General features: G+C 69.3%; 13 protein-coding genes. 5 read left to right on the forward strand and 8 right to left on the reverse strand.

All coding sequences use genetic code 11. The annotated features are described in order from the left end of the window. Positions 1–28: 28 nt before the first annotated feature. From AC1VWI_RS27920 to AC1VWI_RS27930, 3 genes are read right to left on the reverse strand one after another with little or no spacing between them, the layout of a single operon-like run. Positions 29–2,101 carry an ABC transporter ATP-binding protein gene (locus AC1VWI_RS27920; RefSeq protein WP_499513758.1) on the reverse strand — a complete coding sequence of 691 codons (2,073 nt, stop codon included), beginning with the start codon at positions 2,099–2,101 and terminating at the stop codon, positions 29–31. Then, positions 2,098–3,084, reverse strand: a complete 987-nt coding sequence (locus AC1VWI_RS27925) for an ABC transporter permease (RefSeq protein ID WP_499513759.1) — start codon at positions 3,082–3,084, stop codon at positions 2,098–2,100. The genes AC1VWI_RS27920 and AC1VWI_RS27925 overlap by 4 nt, the downstream gene beginning before the upstream one ends. Positions 3,085–3,138: 54 nt before the next feature. Continuing rightward, positions 3,139–4,119, reverse strand: a complete 981-nt coding sequence (locus tag AC1VWI_RS27930) for an ABC transporter permease (protein WP_499513760.1) — start codon at positions 4,117–4,119, stop codon at positions 3,139–3,141. A 409-nt stretch (positions 4,120–4,528) separates the two neighbouring features. Here AC1VWI_RS27930 and AC1VWI_RS27935 point away from each other — a divergent pair, with 409 nt between their 5' ends. From AC1VWI_RS27935 to AC1VWI_RS27955, 5 genes are read left to right on the forward strand one after another with little or no spacing between them, the layout of a single operon-like run. Continuing rightward, complete coding sequence (locus AC1VWI_RS27935) at positions 4,529–6,157, forward strand: peptide ABC transporter substrate-binding protein (RefSeq protein ID WP_499513761.1); 1,629 nt, start codon at positions 4,529–4,531, stop codon at positions 6,155–6,157. Positions 6,158–6,162: 5 nt separating this feature from the next. After that, positions 6,163–7,086, forward strand: coding sequence for an ABC transporter permease (locus AC1VWI_RS27940; RefSeq protein WP_499513762.1), 924 nt, complete (start codon positions 6,163–6,165; stop codon positions 7,084–7,086). After that, the gene (locus AC1VWI_RS27945) at positions 7,079–8,080 is read left to right on the forward strand and encodes an ABC transporter permease (RefSeq protein ID WP_499513763.1); all 1,002 of its coding nucleotides are present in this window, start codon (positions 7,079–7,081) and stop codon (positions 8,078–8,080) included. Before AC1VWI_RS27940 ends, AC1VWI_RS27945 begins: the two co-directional genes overlap by 8 nt. Further along, positions 8,080–9,105: an ABC transporter ATP-binding protein gene (locus tag AC1VWI_RS27950; protein ID WP_499513764.1), complete on the forward strand. Its 1,026-nt coding sequence runs from the start codon at positions 8,080–8,082 to the stop codon at positions 9,103–9,105. The genes AC1VWI_RS27945 and AC1VWI_RS27950 overlap by 1 nt, the downstream gene beginning before the upstream one ends. Further along, a complete protein-coding gene (locus tag AC1VWI_RS27955; RefSeq protein WP_499513765.1) occupies positions 9,089–10,165 on the forward strand; it encodes an ABC transporter ATP-binding protein in 1,077 nt (358 codons plus the stop codon). The genes AC1VWI_RS27950 and AC1VWI_RS27955 overlap by 17 nt, the downstream gene beginning before the upstream one ends. A 225-nt stretch (positions 10,166–10,390) precedes the next feature. Here the strand turns inward: AC1VWI_RS27955 and AC1VWI_RS27960 are convergent, their stop codons facing one another. The 5 genes from AC1VWI_RS27960 to AC1VWI_RS27980 all read right to left on the reverse strand — a co-directional run bounded on the left by AC1VWI_RS27960 (position 10,391) and on the right by AC1VWI_RS27980 (position 16,580). Continuing rightward, positions 10,391–11,461, reverse strand: coding sequence for an ABC transporter ATP-binding protein (locus AC1VWI_RS27960; RefSeq protein ID WP_499516931.1), 1,071 nt, complete (start codon positions 11,459–11,461; stop codon positions 10,391–10,393). Between the two features lie 35 nt (positions 11,462–11,496). Continuing rightward, positions 11,497–12,588 carry an ABC transporter ATP-binding protein gene (locus tag AC1VWI_RS27965; RefSeq protein WP_499513766.1) on the reverse strand — a complete coding sequence of 364 codons (1,092 nt, stop codon included), beginning with the start codon at positions 12,586–12,588 and terminating at the stop codon, positions 11,497–11,499. Between the two features lie 37 nt (positions 12,589–12,625). Further along, a complete protein-coding gene (locus AC1VWI_RS27970) occupies positions 12,626–13,603 on the reverse strand; it encodes an ABC transporter permease (RefSeq protein ID WP_499513767.1) in 978 nt (325 codons plus the stop codon). Positions 13,604–13,683: 80 nt separating this feature from the next. Beyond that, entirely contained in the window at positions 13,684–15,465 is a 1,782-nt protein-coding gene (locus tag AC1VWI_RS27975; protein ID WP_499513768.1) for an ABC transporter substrate-binding protein, read from the reverse strand. A gap of 86 nt (positions 15,466–15,551) precedes the next feature. Further along, positions 15,552–16,580 (reverse strand): ABC transporter permease, encoded by a 1,029-nt coding sequence (locus AC1VWI_RS27980; RefSeq protein WP_499513769.1) that lies wholly within the window; start codon positions 16,578–16,580, stop codon positions 15,552–15,554. Positions 16,581–16,665: the final 85 nt, after the last annotated feature.

The raw sequence follows: 16,665 nt of genomic DNA on the forward strand, positions 1-16,665 counted from the left end.
ACTCTCTCTCCTCTTACGGGGTGGGAAATCACACGACGGTGACGGCGGCGGCAAAGTGGCAGGCCGCGGTGTGGTCGCCCGCCAGTCCGGTCGGTGCCGGGTCCTCCTCGCGGCACCGGCCGCGGTCGGACTCGTCGAGGGAGGCGAACTTCGGGCAGCGGTTGCGGAATCGGCAGCCGGTCGGCACGTCCGCGGGGCTGGGAAGGTCACCGGTGAGCAGGATGCGCCTGCGATCGCGCTCCTTGCGGGGATCGGGCAGCGGCACCGCGGAGAGCAGCGCCTGGGTGTACGGGTGGGAGGGTGCTTCGAAGACGGCCTCGGCGGAACCGAGTTCGACGATCCGGCCGAGGTACATCACCGCGATCCGGTCGGCGATGTGCCGCACGACGGACAGGTCGTGCGCCACGAAGAGGTAGCTCAGGTTCATGCGCGCCTTGAGCTCGTCCAGCAGGTTGAGCACACCGGCCTGGATGGACACGTCCAGGGCCGAGACCGGCTCGTCCAGGACGACCAGCTTGGGCTCCAGCGCCAGCGCCCGCGCGATGCTGATGCGCTGCCGCTGCCCGCCGGAGAACTCCGCCGGGAAACGGTCCACGTGGTCCGGGTCGAGGCCGACCTGGTTCAGCAGTTCCGGCACCCGGGCGGCGATGCGGTCCCGGGACCAGCCGTGGGTCTTCATGGGCTCGGCGAGGATGTCGCCGACCGGCATCCGCGGGTCGAGCGCGGCCATCGGGTCCTGGAAGACCACCTGGAGGTCGCGGCGGAGCGCCTTGCGGTCGGCGCCCTTCAGGCCCCGGATGTCCTTGCCGAAGACGGTGACCGTGCCGGACTGCCCGGAGGGCAGGTCGAGGATCTCCAGCAGTGTCGTGGTCTTGCCGCAGCCCGACTCGCCCACCAGGCCGAGCGTCTCGCCCTCGCGGATGTCGAAGCTGATGCCGTCGACCGCGCGGACCTCGCCGACCTTGCGCTTGATGACCGCGCCGTGGAGCAGCGGGAAGTGCTTGACCAGCCCGTCGACCTCCAGCACCGGGGCGCGGTCCGCGCGGGGCACGGAGTCGGCCGGGGCCTCGGGCACGGGCGGTACCGGGTAGATGGTCGCGGGGTCGAGGGAGCCGCCCGCCACCAGCTCGTGGCTGCGGTGGCAGGCCGTGGGGTGGTTGCCCCCCTCGCGCACCGTCAGCTCGGGCTCGATGCGCCGGCACACGTCGATGGCGATGGGGCAGCGGGCCGCGAAGGGGCAGCCGGTCGGCAGGTCCACCAGCGAGGGCGGGTTGCCGTCGATCGGGGTCAGCGCGTGCCGCCCGCCGTCGTCGAGCCGGGGGATCGAGCCGAGCAGACCGATGGTGTACGGCATGCGCGGGGTGTAGTAGACGTCGTCCACGGTCCCGGTCTCCACCGGGCGGCCCGCGTACATCACCTGGACCCGGTCGGCGAAGCCGGCGACCACGCCCAGGTCGTGGGTGATCATGACGATGGCGGCGCCGGTGACCTCCTGGGCCTTCTTCAGGACGTCGAGGATCTGCGCCTGGATGGTCACGTCCAGGGCGGTCGTCGGCTCGTCGGCGATGATCACCTCGGGGTCGTTGGCGATCGCCATGGCGATCATCGCGCGCTGGCGCATGCCGCCGGAGAACTCGTGCGGGAAGGCGTCGGCGCGCCGCGCCGGGTCCGGGATGCCCACCAGGTCCAGCAGCTCGATCGCGCGCTTGCGGGCGGTGTCCTTGTCCAGGTCCTGGTGGATCCGCAGCGCCTCGACGATCTGGTTGCCGACGGAGTAGACCGGGGTCAGCGCGGACAGCGGGTCCTGGAAGACCATCGCGATGTCCTTGCCGCGGATCTCGGTCATGTCCCGGTCGTCCAGCTCCAGCAGCTCGCGGCCGTGCAGCTTGACCGAGCCCTTGATGTCGGCGGTCTCCGGGAGCAGTCCGAGGACCGCGAGGGAGGAGACGGACTTGCCGGAACCGGACTCGCCGACGATGCCGAGGACCTCGCCGGGACGCACGGAGAAGGACACGCCGCGCACGGCCCTGACCGGCCCGGCCTCGCTCGGGAAGGAGACGTGGAGGTCGGTGACCTCAAGGGCGGGGGGCGTCTCGCTCACGACGTGCGTCCTTCCTTGGACGTGCTCTTCTTGGTGGTGCGGGGTGCGCGGGCCTTGGCGCCGCTGGAGTTGGGGTCGAGGGCGTCGCGCAGGCCGTCGCCGATGAAGGCGATGGACAGGCAGATCAGCACCAGGCAGCCGGCCGGGAAGTAGAACAGCCACGGGAAGGACGGGGCCGCCGGGGTGCCGGTGGCGATGACCGTGCCCAGCGAGACGTCGGGGGACTGCACGCCGAAGCCGAAGTACGACAGGCTGGTCTCGCCGATGATCGCCGCGCCGACCTGGATCGTCCCGTCGATGATCAGCATCGAGGCCATCGACGGCAGGATGTGCCGGAAGATGATGACCGGCGCGGGCACGCCCATGTACTTGGCGGCCTTGACGAATTCACGGTCCTTCAGGGTCAGCGTCATGCTGCGGACCACCCGGCCCGTGATCATCCAGCTGAAGGCCGCGAGCAGCACCACGAACACCAGCCAGGTGGTGCCCTGGAACAGGGGCGACAGCACCGCGATGATCAGGAAGCTGGGCATGACCAGCAGCAGGTCGACCACCCACATCAGGGAACGGTCCGTCCAGCCGCCGAAGTAGCCTGCGCTGGCGCCGACCGCGGCGGCGACGAACGTGCAGATGAGACCGGTCAGGATGCCGATGACCAGCGACTTCTGCATACCGCGCGCGGTGAGTGCGAAGAGGTCGGAGCCGGTCTGGTCGGTGCCGAACCAGTGGCTCGCCGACGGCGGCTTCTGGAAGGCGGTGAAGTCGAGTTCGGTGTAGTCCCACTTGTAGAACAGCGGTGAGACGTACGCCATCAGGAAGAGCAGGACCAGCATGACCAGGCCGAACAGGGCCATGCGGTTGCGCGCGAAGCGGACGGCGGTGAGCCGGAGCCGGCTGCTCGCGCGTCGCTTGGCGGGCTGGTCGCCCGGCGCGGCGGCGGGCACTTGCGCCGGAGGCTGTACGGAGGGGGTCTGGACGGCCATGGGTGGAGGCTCCTGGGAACGCGGTTTCGGGGCGGCGGAGGGGTGCGGTGGGTCTCAGCGCACCCGTACGCGGGGATCGAGCGCCGCGTAGAGCACATCGGACAGCAGGCCGGCGATCAGGACCACGAACGCCGTGAACATGCCGACGGCGGCGACCGCGTTGACGTCGTTCGTGCTGATGGAGTTGACCAGCCACTCGCCCATGCCGTGCCAGCCGAAGATCTTCTCCGTGAAGGTCGCGCCGGTGAAGAGCAGGACGACGTTGTAGACCAGCAGCGGGACCACCGGGAGGACCGCGGTGCGCAGGCCGTGCTTCATCAGCGCCGCCCGCCGCGACAGGCCCTTGGCCCGGGCGGTGCGCAGGAAGTCGCTCCCGAGGACGTCCAGCATGGTGCTGCGCTGGTAGCGGCTGTAGAGGGCGACCTGGATGACGATCAGGGTCAGGCTGGGCAGCAGCAGGTGCTGCAGCCGGCTGGCGAGGATCTCCCCTGTCCCGGTCAGGCCGGGATCATACTCGCCGGTGTATTCGATGACCTTGTGGCCCACGGCGTCGTTGATGTCGATCGCCCAGAGCTTGAAGGTCACCGCGATCACGAACACCGGCATGGCCAGCACGAAGAACGAGGCCAGTGTGGTGACCCGGTCCGATGTCCGGTACTGCCTGATGGCCCCCCAGGCGCCCACCAGGACGCCGCCGATGGACCCCAGGATGGTGGCGATCAGCAGCAGGCGCGTGCTCACCCCGACGCGCCGGCCGAACTCGTCGTTGACCTCACCGCCGGTGACGGTCCGTCCGAGGTCCCCGTGGGCCACGCCGTTCGCCCAGTGGGCGAAGCGGACCACGACCGGGGTGTCGGGGTTGAGGTTGTAGTCGTTCAGGGTGGCCGTCACCGAGGACGCGGCCACCGGGGGGTTGCGGCCTGCGAAGTTGGCCCGCGGGTTGAGGCTGATCGCCGCCAGGAAGTACGTGAGGGAAGCCGCGATGAGAACCAGCGCCACGTGGTTGATCAGTCGGCGCAGCAGGTAACGGCCCACGGCTCACACTCTCAGTCGGTTCGTTTCGAACAAATAACAAGGTTGAACTTTCTTCGCCGGCCGCGTCTGACATAGTTGTGTAGCACGGCCGAAACATTTGCACCCGGGCCGTCTGCGCAGGTCGTGCGCATTCCACCCGGGCTTGAAGGGTTGATGGGACTTTCGCAACCGAATTATGGCCGCGTCAACGAGCGCCGGTTCGTCGTGATGGATCCTTTATTTTTTTGGTCGAAATTTAACCCGACTATCGGGATAACCCTCATTGACGGGCCGGCGCATAGGGAAAACCCTCTGTCCCGCCTCGGGAACCCCCGGGCCGGTGAGCCGCTGTGCAATATGTACGGGTTTGCGATGTCATGGTGAGTCTCGTGTCCTTCATGGCGTAGAGAGCTCCCCGAGGAGGCATCCGATGCGACGGAGCGCGGCGAGGTGGGCCGCGGGCGCGGCCGTGGCCGCCCTGGTGGCCACCGGCTGCGGGGGTGGGGGCGCGGGCGGCGGATCGACCGGCGCCTCCGGGGTGTTCAGCGCCTCGTGGACCGATCCGCAGAATCCGCTGGAGCCCGCCAACACCAATGAGGTGCAGGGCGGCAAGGTGCTGGACATGATCTTCCGCGGCCTGAAGAAGTACAACCCGAGGACGGCGGCCGCCGAGAACGTCATCGCCGACGCGATCACCACCACCGACCAGCGGACGTTCAGGATCAGGCTCAAGGACGGCTGGACCTTCAGCAACGGCGAGAAGGTCACCTCCGGTTCGTTCATCGACGCCTGGAACTACGGGGCGCTGGTGACGAACAAGCAGATCAACGCCTCCTTCTTCCGGTACGTCGAGGGCTACGACAAGGTCCACCCGGAGTCCGGCAGGCCGGCCGCCGGGAAGCTCTCCGGCCTGACCAGGCAGGACGACCTGAACTTCACCGTCAAGCTCAACCAGAAGTTCTCCACCTGGCCGGACACCCTCGGCTACGCCGCCTTCATGCCGCTGCCCCGGGCCTTCTTCACCGACCACGCCGCCTGGCTGCGCAAGCCGATCGGCAACGGCCCGTACCGCGTGGAGTCCTACACCAAGGGCCAGGGCATGCACCTGCGCACCTGGGACGGGTACAAGGGCGGCGACGCGGCCGTCAACGGCGGCGTGGACCTCAAGGTCTACACGGACAACATCACCGCCTACACCGACCTGCAGGCCGGCAACCTCGACCTGGTCGACGACGTCCCCGCCTCCCAGTTGAAGAACGTGAAGGGCGACCTGGACGGCCGCTACCTCAACACCCCGGCCGGCATCATCCAGACCCTCGCCTTCCCGCTCTACGACAAGGCCTGGTCGGGCGAGAACTCCGAGAAGCTCCGCCAGGGAATCTCCATGGCGATCAACCGCAAGCAGATCACCCGGCAGATCTTCCAGAACACCCGTATCCCGGCGCGGGACTGGACCTCACCCGTGCTCGGCGCGGAGGGCGGCTTCGACGACACCCTCTGCGGCCGCACGTGCGACTACGACCCCGCCCGGGCCAGGCAGCTGGTCAAGGAGGGCGGCGGCCTCCCCGGAGGCACCATGAGGATCACCTACAACGCGGACAGCGGCTCCCACAAGGACTGGGTCGACGCGGTCTGCAACAGCATCAACAACGCGCTGGGCAAGGACGGCGCCTGTGTCGGCGACCCCGTCGGCACCTTCGCCGACTTCCGCAACCAGATCGTCAACAAGCAGATGAAGAACCCGTTCCGGGCGGGGTGGCAGATGGACTACCCGCTGATCCAGAACTTCCTGCAGCCGCTGTACTACACCGGCGCCTCGTCCAACGACGCGCACTTCAGCGACCCGGAGTTCGACGAGCTCGTCGACCGGGCGAACGCCGAGAGCGACACCGCCAAGGCCGTCGACACCTTCCAGCAGGCCGAGCGGATCCTGCCGCAGCAGGTCCCGGCGATCGCCCTGTGGTACCAGAACGGCAGCGCGGGCTGGTCCGGGCGGCTCTCCGCCGTCGCCCTCAACCCCTTCAGCGTCCCCGTCTACAACCAGATCAAGGTCAGCTGACGCCCATGGGACGGTACGTCATCCGCCGTCTGCTGCAGATGATCCCGGTCTTCGTCGGCACCACCGTGCTGATCTTCGTCATGGTGTACGCGCTCGGCGACCCGGTCCAGGCCCGGTGCGGGGACCGCGCCTGCGACCCCGCCACGGCCGCGCAGATCCGCCACGACCTGTACCTGGACCACCCGCTGTGGCAGCAGTACCTGCACTACATGGGGCAGATCTTCCGCGGCGACTTCGGGGTCGCGTGGAACGGCCAGCCGGTCACCGAGCTGCTGGCCACCGCCCTCCCGGTCACGCTGCGGCTGACGGTCCTCGCCATCCTCTTCGAGATCGTCATCGGCATCACCCTCGGCGTCCTCACCGGGCTGCGCCGCGGCCGTCCCGCCGACACCGCGACGCTGCTCGGCACCCTCGTCGTCATCTCCGTGCCGACCTTCGTCACCGGCTACGTGCTGCAGTACCTGCTCGGTGTCAAGTGGAACCTCATCGCGCCCTCGGTCTCCTCCGAGGCCCGGTTCGACGAACTGATCGTGCCGGCGTTCGTGCTGGCCCTGACCTCGCTCGCCTACGTCACCCGGCTCACCCGCACCTCCGTCGTGGAGAACGTCCACGCCGACTACGTCAGGACCGCCGTCGCCAAGGGGCTGCCGCGCCGCCGGGTGATCACCCGTCACCTGCTGCGCAACTCCCTCATCCCGGTGGTCACCTTCATCGGCACCGACATCGGGGCACTGATGGGCGGGGCCATCGTCACCGAGCGCATCTTCAACATCCACGGCGTGGGCTACCAGCTCTACCAGGGCATCCTGCGGCTCGACTCGGCCACCGTGGTGGGCTTCGTGACCATCCTGGTCATCGTCTTCCTCCTCGCGAACCTGCTGGTCGACCTGCTCTACGCCGTCCTCGACCCGAGGATCCGCTATGCCTGAGCCGCGCAACCACCCCGACGAGGCCATGGAGCCGGCCGGCGGGACGGGAGCCGCCATGGGCCTGGGGCAGGACGAGGCACGCACCCTGGAGCGGGCGCCCGGCCCCGGTACGGCAGGGCCCGCCCCGGCCGCCCTCCCCGGGGCGGACCGGCCGCGCAGCCTGTGGTCGGACGCCTGGCGGGACCTGCGGCGCAACCCGGTCTTCGTGATCGCCGCGCTGGTGATCCTCTTCCTCGTCGTCATCTCCGTCTGGCCGCAGCTCATCGCCCCCGGCAACCCGCTCAGCTGCAACCTGGACAACTCCCAGAAGGGCTCCGCCCCCGGCCACCCCTTCGGCTTCGACACCCAGGGGTGCGACGTCTACACCCGGGTCGTCCACGGGGCGCGCGCCTCGGTCACCGTGGGCGTCTGCGCCACCCTCGGAGCGGCCCTGCTCGGCGCGCTGCTCGGTGGCCTCGCCGGTTACCACGGCGGCTGGGCCGACGCGGTGCTGTCCCGGGTGAGCGACATCTTCTTCGGCATCCCGATCGTCCTCGGCGGCCTGGTCTTCCTGTCCGTCGTCACCAGCACCACCGTCTGGCCGGTGGTGGGCTTCATCGTGCTGCTCGGCTGGCCGCAGATCGGCCGCATCGCCCGCGGCTCGGTGATCACCGCCAAGCAGAACGACTACGTCCAGGCCGCCCGCGCCCTCGGCGCCGGCACCACCCGTCTGCTGCTGCGGCACATCGCGCCCAACGCCGTCGCGCCCGTCATCGTCGTGGCGACCATCGCGCTCGGCACGTACATCTCCCTGGAGGCCACCCTGTCCTACCTCGGCGTCGGGCTGAAACCGCCCACCGTCTCCTGGGGCATCGACATCTCCCAGGCCTCCACCCAGATCCGCAACGCACCGCACATGCTGCTCTGGCCGGCCGGGGCGCTGAGCGTGACGGTGCTGGCCTTCATCATGCTCGGTGACGCGGTGCGCGACGCCCTCGACCCCAAGCTGCGCTGATGGACGGAGGAACGATGGCCGCCGCGGCCCGGGACGAGCCGCCCCTGCTCGACGTACGCGACCTGCACGTGGAGTTCCGCACCCGGGACGGCGTCGCGCGGGCCGTCAACGGGGTCTCCTACGCGGTGCGTCCCCGTCAGACGCTCGCCGTGCTGGGCGAGTCCGGCTCCGGCAAGTCCGTGACCGCGCAGGCCGTCATGGGCATCCTCGACTCGCCGCCCGGGTTCGTCACCCGCGGCGAGATCCTCTTCCGCGGCGAGGACCTGCTCACCATGGGCGCCGAGGAGCGCCGCAAGGTGCGCGGGGCCAGGATGGCGATGATCTTCCAGGACGCGCTGTCCGCCCTCAACCCCGTCCTGACCGTCGGCGAGCAGCTCGGCGAGATGTTCCGGGTCCACCGGGGGATGTCCCGCAAGGACGCCCGGGCCAGGGCGGTGGAGCTGATGGACCGGGTGCGGATCCCCGCGGCGCGCGAACGCGTCGGGCAGTACCCGCACCAGTTCTCCGGCGGCATGCGCCAGCGCATCATGATCGCGATGGCGCTCGCCCTGGAGCCCGAGCTGATCATCGCGGACGAGCCCACCACTGCCCTGGACGTCACCGTGCAGGCGCAGGTCATGGAGCTCCTGGCCGAGCTGCAGCGCGAGTACGGCATGGGCCTGATCCTGATCACCCACGACCTCGGCGTGGTCGCCGACGTCGCCGACCACATCGCGGTGATGTACGCGGGCCGGATCGTGGAGACCGCGCCGGTCCACGAGATCTACCGGCGGCCCGCGCACCCGTACACCAAGGGCCTGCTGGAGTCGATCCCGCGCCTGGATCAGAAGGGCCAGGAGCTCTACGCGATCAAGGGCCTGCCCCCGAACCTGCTGCGCATCCCCACCGGCTGCGCCTTCCATCCGCGCTGCCCCCTGGCCCAGGAGGTGTGTGCCACCGACGAGCCGGAGCTGTACCGGATCAGCGCGCGGCGGGGCAGCGCCTGCCACTTCTGGAGGGAGTGCCTCGGTGAGCACCAGCGGTGAGCCCGTGCTCCAGGTGCGCGGGCTGTACAAGCACTTCCCACTCACCCAGGGGATCCTCCTCAAACGGCAGATCGGCGCGGTGAAGGCGGTCGACGGCGTCGACCTCGACCTGTACCGGGGCGAGACCCTGGGCGTCGTCGGCGAGTCCGGGTGCGGCAAGTCCACCGTGGCCCGGCTGCTGGTCCACCTGGAACGGGCCACCCGAGGGCAGATCCTCTACAAGGGGCAGGACATCACCAAGCTGTCGGGCAGGGCCCTGAAGGCCGTGCGCCGGAACATCCAGATGGTGTTCCAGGACCCGTACACCTCGCTCAATCCGCGGATGACCGTCGGCGACATCATCGGCGAGCCGTACGAGATCCACCCCGAGGTGGCCCCGAAGGGCGACCGGCGCCGCCGGGTGCAGGAGCTGCTGGACGTCGTCGGCCTGAACCCGGAGTACATCAACCGCTATCCGCACCAGTTCTCCGGCGGCCAGCGGCAGCGCATCGGCATCGCCCGCGGCCTGGCGCTGCGGCCCGAGGTGATCGTCGCCGACGAGCCCGTCTCGGCGCTGGACGTCTCGGTTCAGGCGCAAGTCATCAACCTGATGGAGAGGCTGCAGGACGAGTTCGACCTCTCCTACGTCTTCATCGCGCACGACCTGTCGATCGTCCGCCACATCTCGGACCGGGTGGCGGTGATGTACCTCGGGCGGATCGTGGAGACCGGCGACGGCACCCAGATCTACGAACACCCCACCCACCCGTACACCCAGGCGCTGCTGTCGGCGGTGCCGGTGCCCGACCCCGGGGCGCGCGAGCACCGCGAGCGCATCATCCTCAGCGGTGACGTCCCGTCGCCGGCCAACCCGCCGTCCGGCTGCCGCTTCCGCACCCGGTGCTGGAAGGCGCAGGAGCGCTGCACGCTGGAGGTGCCGGAACTGGCGGTGCCCGCGGTGTTCCGCGGTGTGGACTCCCCGGCGGCGCACGACAGCGCGTGCCACTTCGCCGAGGAGAAGACGGTGGTGCCGCCCGAGCCGCCGGCGGGTGAGTCACGGAAAGGCACGGCCGGCGAGTGAGCCGAAGGGGCGCGGCCGGTGCCGAAAGGGAGAGCACGCGGAGGTCCCGAGGAACGAGGGACCGAGCATGGTCGACTTCCCCCAGCCCGGCGGCTGGGGGTGCCCCCAACGTCGGCTGGGGCGCACCGGAGGCGAACCGAGCCACGGAAAGGCACGACCCGCGCCCGGTGGTGCAGGGGTGTGGGCGCGGGCCGGGCTCCGAACGGAGACGTCAGTCGGCCCGGGTCAAGGGGTCCTGTCGGCGGGCGTCTCCTCGAGCGCGGCGAGCGCGGGGTCGAGGACGACGTCCTCGCCGCGTGCCGCGGTCGTCGGTTCCTCGGGGAAGTGGCACGCGCTCAGGTGCCCCTCCCGGTTCCCCTCCAGGCGTACCAGGGGCGGTTCCTCGGTCGCGCACCTGTCCTGTGCCTTCCAGCATCGCGTGCGGAAGCGGCAGCCGGACGGCGGGGAGACGGGCGAGGGCACGTCGCCGGCGAGCCGGATCCGCTCGTTCGCCTCCCGCTCGTCCGGGTCCGGCTCGGGGGAGGCGGACAGCAGGGCGTGGGTGTACGGGTGGCGGGGCCGTTCGTAGATGTCCCGGCGGTCGCCGACCTCCACGATCCGCCCGAGGTACATCACGGCCACGCGCTGCGAGAAGTGCCGCACCACCGCGAGGTCGTGGGCGATGAAGAGGAAGGCGATCCCCAGTTCCCGCTGCAGGCGCTGCAGCAGGTTGACCACCTGGGCCTGGATCGACACGTCCAGCGCCGACACCGGCTCGTCCGCCACGATGAGCTTGGGCCCCAGCGCCAGTGCCCGGGCCACCCCGATGCGCTGCCGCTGGCCCCCGGAGAACTCGTGCGGGAAGCGGTTGTAGTGCTCGGGGTTGAGGCCCACGGTCTCCAGCAGCTCGCGGACCCGCTTCTCGCGGCCGCCCGGCGGGTTGATCCCGTTGATCTCCAGCGGCGCCGACACGATGTGCCCGACGGTCTGCCGCGGGTTGAGCGAGGCGTACGGATCCTGGAAGATCATCTGGATCTCGGAGCGGATCGGGGCCAGCTCCTTGCGCGAGGCGTGCGTGATGTCCCGGCCCCGGTAGTCGATCCGTCCCGCGGTGGGCTCCAGCAGCCGGGTCACCAGCCGCCCGGTGGTGGACTTGCCGCAGCCCGACTCGCCGACCAGGCCCAGGCTCTCGCCCTCGGCGACGGCGAGGTCGATCCCGTCCACGGCCCGCACGTCCGCCACGTGGCGCTTGACCAGGAAGCCGCTCCGCACGGGGAAGTACTTGCGCAGGCCGGTCACTTCGAGCAGCGGGGTCATGGTCTCCCTCGGCGCGTCGTTCTGCTGGGGAACGCTCACCGCACACCTCCGCCCAGCCGCGGCCGGATCTGCCCGGCGAAGATCTCCCGCTTCCGGTCCTGGCCCAGGTGGCAGGCGGAGCCGCGCCGCTCGCCCTCGGGGATGCCGGGCCGCTCGGCGGCGCAGCGCCCGCCGCCGACCTCCTCGGTGAAGGTGCACCGCGGATGGAAGGGACACCCCGAGGGGGGGTTGAGCAGGCTGGGCGGGGTGCCGGGGATCGGGGACAGGGGCAGGTCCACCGGCGCCGACAGCCGAGGGATCGAGGCCAGCAGGCCCCACGAGTAGGGGTGCTCGGGCGTCTTCAGGATCTCGCGCACGGTGCCGCGCTCCACGCAGCGCCCCGCGTACATCACCATCACGTTGTCCGCCGTGTTGGCCACCACGCCCAGGTCGTGGGTGATGATGACGATCGCCGTGCCCGTCTCCCGCTGCAGGTCCTTCAGCAGGTCGAGGATCTGTGCCTGCACGGTGACGTCCAGGGCGGTCGTCGGCTCGTCCGCGATGACCAGCGCCGGGTCGCAGACCAGCGCCATCGCGATCATCGCGCGCTGCCGCATGCCCCCGGAGAACTGGTGCGGGAAGTCGTCCACCCGCAGCCGCGGCTGCGGGATGCCCACCCGGGCGAGCATCTCGACCGCCCGCTCCCGGGCGGCCTTCTTGGACGCGCCCATGTGCTTCATGTACGGCTCGGCGATCTGCCGGCCGACCGTGTAGTACGGGGAGAGCGCGGTCAGCGAGTCCTGGAAGATCATCGCCATCTTCCGGCCGCGCAGTCGTTCCAGGGTCCGTTCGGGGGCGCCCGTCAGCTCCTGCCCGTCCAGCACGATCTCGCCGCGGATGGTGGTGTTGCGGGGGTTGTGCAGACCGAGGACCGCCAGGTTGGTGACCGACTTGCCGGAGCCGGACTCGCCGACGATGCCCAGGGTCCTGCCGCGCTCCAGGTCGAAGGAGAGTCCGTCGACGGCCTTGACCACGCCGTCCTCGGTGGCGAACTGCACGTACAGGTCACGGACCGACAGGAACGGCCCGGACGGCGCGGGGTCCCCGGGCCCGGGCGGCCCCGCCTCGGTCTTGGTGAGGATGTTCAACGGTGCTTCTCCTCTGCGTGCCGGCGAGCGTCCCGGCTCACGAAAGCCTGATCCGCGGGTCGATGAGGGCGTAGGCGGCGTCGACGACGATGTTGCAGACGACGATGATCGTGGCGCCGATCAGCATCACGGCCATCTCCAGCGGCAGGTCGCTGCGGAGCACGGCCTGCACGGACAGCAGGCCGAGGCCGTGCAGTCCGAAGGTGACCTCGGTGATGATCGCGCCGCCGAGGACCGAGCTCAGGTCGATGCCGAAGATGGTGATGATGGAGGCGGCGGCCCCGCGCAGCGCGTACCGCAGGAACACGTAGCGGGAGGACATGCCCTTGGCGCGGGCGGCCCGGATGTGGTCCTCGGACATCTGCTCCACCATCAGCGAGCGTGTCTGGCGGCTGTAGTTGGACCAGAAGATCACCGACATCACCATGCAGGGCAGGATCAGCCCCTGCACCGAACCCCACGGGTCGTGCGACCAGTCGGGGTCGTGGCCGCGGTCCAGCACGTGCCAGCTGCTGGCGAACAGGCCGATGGCGATCGGGCCGAGGAAGTAGATCTGCACGGAGTTGCCGACCAGCGAGACGCCGCTGGCGATCCGGTCGAAGGCCTTGCCCTGCTGCCAGGCCGAGATGAGGCCGAGACCGACGCCGATGACCAGGAAGGCGGTGGCACCGCCGATCGCCAGTGACAGCGTGGTCGGGTAGCGGTCGGCGATCGTGTCCCAGACGAGCTGCTGGTCGGCGAAGGAGTAGCCGAAGCACGGCGCCGGGCAGTGGCCGATGGGCATGTCGCGGCCGGCGAAGATGCCGACCATGAAGTGCCAGTACTGGGTCCAGATCGGCAGGTCCAGGCCGAGGTTCTTGCGGATCAGGGCCACGTTCTGCGGACTGCAGTTCTTGCCGCAGGACAGCAGCGCCGGGTCGGACGGCAGGAAGAAGAAGAGGAAGTACGTGATGGCGCTGATCAGCAGCAGGATGACCAGCGCGCCCAGCACACGGCGTACCAGGAAACGCAGCATGGGTCAGGCTCTCCGTCGGTTCCGTCGGGGCGCCGGTCCCGGCCCGGGGAGAGGCCGGGACCGGCGTGTCTGCGCGGGGACTACTGCTTGACGAAGATCGTGTTGGGGTTGATGGTCCCGTAGACCTCGTTGTAGGTGACGCCGCCGAGGCCCGAGCCGTGGATGTTGAAGTACTTGTCGAAGATGAACGGGATCTGCGACGTGTCGTTCTTCAGCACGGACTCGGACAGGGTCCGCCACTCGTCGTTCTGCTTCCCGATGTCCGTGATCGCCAGGATGCGGTCGATCTCGGAGTTGACGTGGTCGTCGTTGAGGAAGGAGTAGTTGTTGGTGCCGTCGGCGAGGTTGCGGCCGTCCATGGTCGGCGGGACCACGGTCGAGGCGCTGGGCCAGTCCGCGCCCCAGCCGGTGCGGTAGATGTCGTACGGAGTGTCGAGCTTGCCGACGACCGTGTAGTACGAGGTCGGGTCGATGGCCTTGCGCTGGACGTCGAAGCCGGCCTTCTCCAGGGCCTTCTCGATGGTCAGCGACACGTTCTGCCAGCGCGGGGTGTTGGCGTAGGCGTAGGAGAGCTTGACCTTGCCGGTGACGCCGGCCTCCTTGAGCAGCTCCTTGGCCTTCTCGATGTCACCGGTGGGCTTGTCGAGCTTGCCGAAGGGGTCGTACTTCTTCCAGCCGGCGACCGTCGGGCTGAGCAGGGTGGTGCCGAGCTCGCCCTGGGCGCCGCCGCCGAAGGCCTGCTGGACCTGGGTCATCGGGAAGGCGTACATGATCGCCTGACGGACCTTGGGATCGGTGATCCGCTTGGTGTTGATGTTGATGACCTCGACGTACGGCTGGTACTGGTTCACCGTCCGCGACTTGTACTGCGCGTCCGTCGTCAGCGTCTGCATCTTCGACGGGTCGGAGGAACCGGACAGGTTCACCGCGTACTTGTCGTTGCCGTCCTCGGCGGCGAGCCGGTTGGTCAGGCCCGGCTCGGCGATGCCCAGCTGGAAGTTCCAGCTGTCCGGGTAGGCGTTGCGGATCGGGTCGCTCTTCGGGTCCCAGTTGGTGTTGCGCTCGAAGACCAGCTCCTTGCCCGGCTTGTAGCTGGCGATCTTGTACGGGCCGGTGGCGACGGGGTGGTTGTTGTACTTCTGCTTGTCGTCCTTGGCCTTCGGCACCGGCGAGATGTTCGGCATCGCGGCCGCGTAGGGCGCGTCGGCGTGCGCCTCCAGGAAGTGGAAGACGATGGTCTTGTCGTCCGGCGTGTCGATCTTGTCGGCGGGGATCTCCTTGCCCTCGTAGGGGCCGGTGTACGCCTTGCGGTAGTCGGCGCCGTAGAGCCACTTCTGGATGTACTGCGGGCCCTGTGTCTGGTAGTCGGCGAAGAGCCGCTCGATGCCGTACTTGACGTCCTTGGAGGTGACCGGCGTGCCGTCCTCGAACTTCAGGCCCTCCTTGAGGGTGAAGGTCCAGGTCTTCGCGCCGTCGGAGGACTTGCCGGTGTCGGTGGCGAGGTCGCCGACCAGGATCGTCTTGCCGGTCTTGGCGTCGATCTTGTAGCCGGTGAGCGAGCGGTTGTAGAGCAACTGCACCGACAACTGGTCACTGACGTACTGCTGGCCGGGGTCCAGGTAGTCGAAGCCCGCCTGGTCGAGGTCGTACGCCGTGCCGCCCTTCTTGGCCCCGGGGACCTCCGGGGCGGGGCCCTTGGAGTCGGCGGCCGTGCCGATGCCGAAGTTCTGCACGGTGGCCTGCTTGCCCTCGCCGCCGCCGGTGCCCGTCCCCCCGCCGCCACCGCTGCTGCACGCGGCGGACAGCGTCAGAGCCCCCAACGCCAGGAACGCGGAGGCGTAACGCGCCTTGCGAATTCTCATTGATCCCTGCCTGTCAGTGAACCGAACTGCGGATACCGACGTGCCCGGTCTCCCCCCACAGGGGCCCGGCGCGGCGGCTTGGACACCTAGCGCACGGTCTTGGGATCGAGTGCGTCCCGGACCGAATCCCCGAGCAGGTTGAAGGCGACCACGAAGATCACCATCGCGATGCCGGGGAAGAACATGAAGGTGACGTCGGACTCGTAGTACGCCGCGGCCTGCTGGAACATCAGCCCCCAGTCCGGGGTGGGCGGCAGGATTCCGACACCGAGATAGGAAAGGCCCGCCTCGGCGGTGACGTTCACGGGGAGCAGCAGCGTCGACTGGACCAGAATGGTGGACCAGATGTTCGGCAGCAGTTCCTTGCGGATGATCCGCGCGGAGGAGGCGCCGCTGATCCGCGCGGCCTCGATGAACTCGCGCTCGCGCAGGCTCAGCACCTGGGCGCGCACCAGCCGGCCCACGCTCATCCAGCCGAGGACGAACTGGACGATGACCAGTGCCGCGATGCGCACGTAGGTCGGTTCCTCGTCGCGGGGGGAGACGAACAGGGCCACGATCACCGGCGTGAAGGCGATGAAGAAGAGCTGCTGCGGAAAGGACAGCATCAGGTCCGAGAACCGGCCCATGAGGTAGTCGGTGCGCCCGCCGAGGTAGCCCTGGACGAGCCCGATGAGCACGCCGACGACGACGGAGACCGTGGTCACGGCGAGGGCGATGCCCAGCGAGGTGCGGATCCCGTAGATCAGCAGGGTGAACACGTCGCGGCCGAGCTGGGGTTCGAGCCCGAACCAGAAGTCGCCGTCGATGCCGCCGTTGGGCTTGAGCGGGATCCCGTAGCTGTTCAGCAGGCCGAGGTCCTGGCCGTACAGCTCGTACGGGTTCTTGCCGTACACCTTGGAGATCAGCGGCGCTGCCAGCGCCACGACGAGGTAGAAGAGCACGACGCCCGCGCAGACCATTCCGGTGCGGTCGCGGCGGAAGCGCAGCCAGGCGAGCCGGCCCGGGGAGCGCCCGACGAGTTCGGAGGGTTCCTTGCCGGTGCCCTCGACGGGGGCGGGCGCCTGTGCCGGAACGGGTTCCGGCCGGTTCGCGGCCGTGCTCGGACTGGACATGGTCATCTGCCCCCGCACCAAGGAGTTTTGGTGGCGCATGTGAACGCCCGTGGCTAGCTAGCCGGTATTGGGCAATGGATTTGGC

The sequence above is a fragment of the Streptomyces sp. TOM-9 genome (assembly GCF_056858595.1).